Below are 2,297 nucleotides of genomic sequence, written 5' to 3' on the forward strand. Positions count from 1 at the left end.
GCATTACACATAAATTACTTGTACCGATTACCTTTGAAGGAAAAGAACATACCGAAATCACCTTACGGCGCCCGAAAACAAAAGATGTGCAAGCAATCGACAAAAAAGAAGGCATAGAGCAAACAATTGCTATGGTTGCACGCCTTTCTGGATGGGCACATGAAGCGGTTGGAGAACTCGATATTAATGACTTGTCGAGCATTGGAGAGATTTTGGAGTCTTTTATCAAGCGGCGGGATACCTCGACTGGGAAACCGCCGCTAAACTCATAGCCGATATTACCATTGTGTTCCATTGGTCCCTTTCAAAGATGATGGAAATGGAACTGGAAGAATTGGTCTTTTGGCGAAATCAAGCAGCAGAAAGGTATAAGACAAAATGAGTGAAAAAGTTGCTGATGCAAAGGTGAGATTATCTCTTGAAGACAAACTCACCGCACCTCTTAAACATCTTCAAAAAAAATTCGATACATTATCAAAAACACTCTCACTGAGATTGAGTATTCCGCGCTTTTCTGCTGCTGTCAAAAACATGACAAAAAGCCTTCATGGCGTTCAAAGTGCTCTTGGAGTGGCGGCAAGCCGTGCTTCGGTCTTTACTGGTGCTTTAGGGCTTGCTGGTGGTGGACTTGTGGCAAGTGTAACCGCCCTCACCATGAAAACCATGCATCTGGGAGATAGTCTTCACCACGCATCACACCATTTAAATATGAGTGTTGCATCACTTCAATTATGGGGTGATGCAGCCGATAATTCAGGCACTTCTGCCGAACTTTTTCAACAATCCTTAGCGGTTTTAAATAGGCGTTCAGCACAAGCCTATGCTGGACAAAAAAGAGGCATGATGGGCTTTGAAGCACTTGGCATTTCTGTCAAAAACACTTCTGGAAAACTCAAATCCACTTCTGTCTTGTTAGAAGAAATTACCGACAAGATGAGTAAGATGAAAAATCAAGCACAAAGACAGCATATTGCCGCTCTGCTGTTTGGGGGCGATGGTAAAGAAATGGCGACCATGCTTGCACAAGGCATGGCACCCATTAAAGAACTGTTTGCAAAAGCGCGGAAAGGAAAATGGCTGATAGGTGCCGATGTTGCACGCTATGCAGCAGATTTGAGTGACAAAATGGGAGCCTTTAAGAAAAAAATAGGCGGTATCGCGAGCTTTATTGGCGCGCGTTTCATGCCCGTGATCAATGACATGATTGACGGTTTTTCTCGCCTGATTGATGAAAACCGCGACCTCATTCAAACAACCGTTGCGAGCTGGGCAAAAACCTTAAAAAAAGTCTTTAATGATTTGCTTAATCCTACCTCTGATTTAAGAAAAGGTATCAGTGATCTCACAGAGAGGATTAAAGGCTGGTTCCAATGGCTAGAACCTCTGATTGGTGAAATAACCCTCTTTAAGGTAGGACTTGTGGCACTTGGTTCGTTCATTTTTGGTCCACTCATTGCCGCATTAGCCGCAGCGGGAGCAGCGTTTGTCACCCTTGGCTATACTATAATGACGACGCCCATAGGATGGCTCATTGGGGGTATCGCGGTACTTGCCGCACTCTATAAATATTGGGATGAACTCAATGGCTGGGTAGCTGCATCTTTAGCCGCGGTTGGGGCAGTTCTTACCGGAGCATTCATTGCGGCAATGGTACCGGCAGCTTCTGCAGTTGCGGGTCTTGCACTATCTCTTGTAGCTTCACTCATTCCAGCAATAACTGCCGTTGGTTCTGCTTTTATATCGCTTGGTATCGCAATCATGACCACTCCTATCGGCTGGATCGCTGGCGGCATAGCAGCCCTTGTTGGAGTTGGATATCTGCTCTACAAAAATTGGGATACGGTAGTAAGCTTCATAAGCAACTTGTGGAATTCTTTTGCGAGCTTATGTAGTAACGTTTTCAATAACCTCTTGACGCTCTTTAAAAACTTTTCACCGCTCTCTTGGATTTCAAAAAAAATCAATGAACTCATTGAGTGGCTGTTTGGTGTCGATTTAATGGAAGTAGGAACCAATCTGATTAACGGGCTTTGGGAAGGTATCAAAAGCCAATGGAATGCTCTGTCTGATTGGCTCAGCGGCATGATGAGTAAATTAACCAGTTGGATGCCTAATTGGATGAAAGAAAAGCTAGGCTTTAATGTTTCAATCAATAAGACTTCAACCCAGACGATTAAAACCTTTACCAATGAGACCAATGCACGGGCAAAAAAAATGCTGGATACAGTAGTGGTTACAAATACCCCACCTGAAAAACGCAAGAGTGGTTTTAATACAGGAGCCGTTGAAACAGGACA

3 protein-coding genes are annotated in these 2,297 nt (G+C 44.0%); all 3 read left to right on the forward strand.

The features are described 5' to 3' along the window. Window positions 1-2: 2 nt before the first annotated feature. Complete coding sequence (locus ACFIKJ_RS08630) at window positions 3-272, forward strand: phage tail assembly protein (protein WP_375670492.1); 270 nt, start codon at window positions 3-5, stop codon at window positions 270-272. Between the two features lie 47 nt (window positions 273-319). Beyond that, a complete protein-coding gene (locus ACFIKJ_RS08635; RefSeq protein WP_244395846.1) occupies window positions 320-382 on the forward strand; it encodes a GpE family phage tail protein in 63 nt (20 codons plus the stop codon). Next, window positions 379-2,297, forward strand: a 1,919-nt coding sequence (locus ACFIKJ_RS08640; RefSeq protein WP_375670493.1) for a phage tail tape measure protein, incomplete at its 3' end; no start/stop codon positions are given. The genes ACFIKJ_RS08635 and ACFIKJ_RS08640, both read left to right, overlap by 4 nt.

This window comes from Bartonella sp. PS7NMGDW, assembly GCF_042193585.1.
Lineage (GTDB): Bacteria > Pseudomonadota > Alphaproteobacteria > Rhizobiales > Rhizobiaceae > Bartonella > Bartonella grahamii.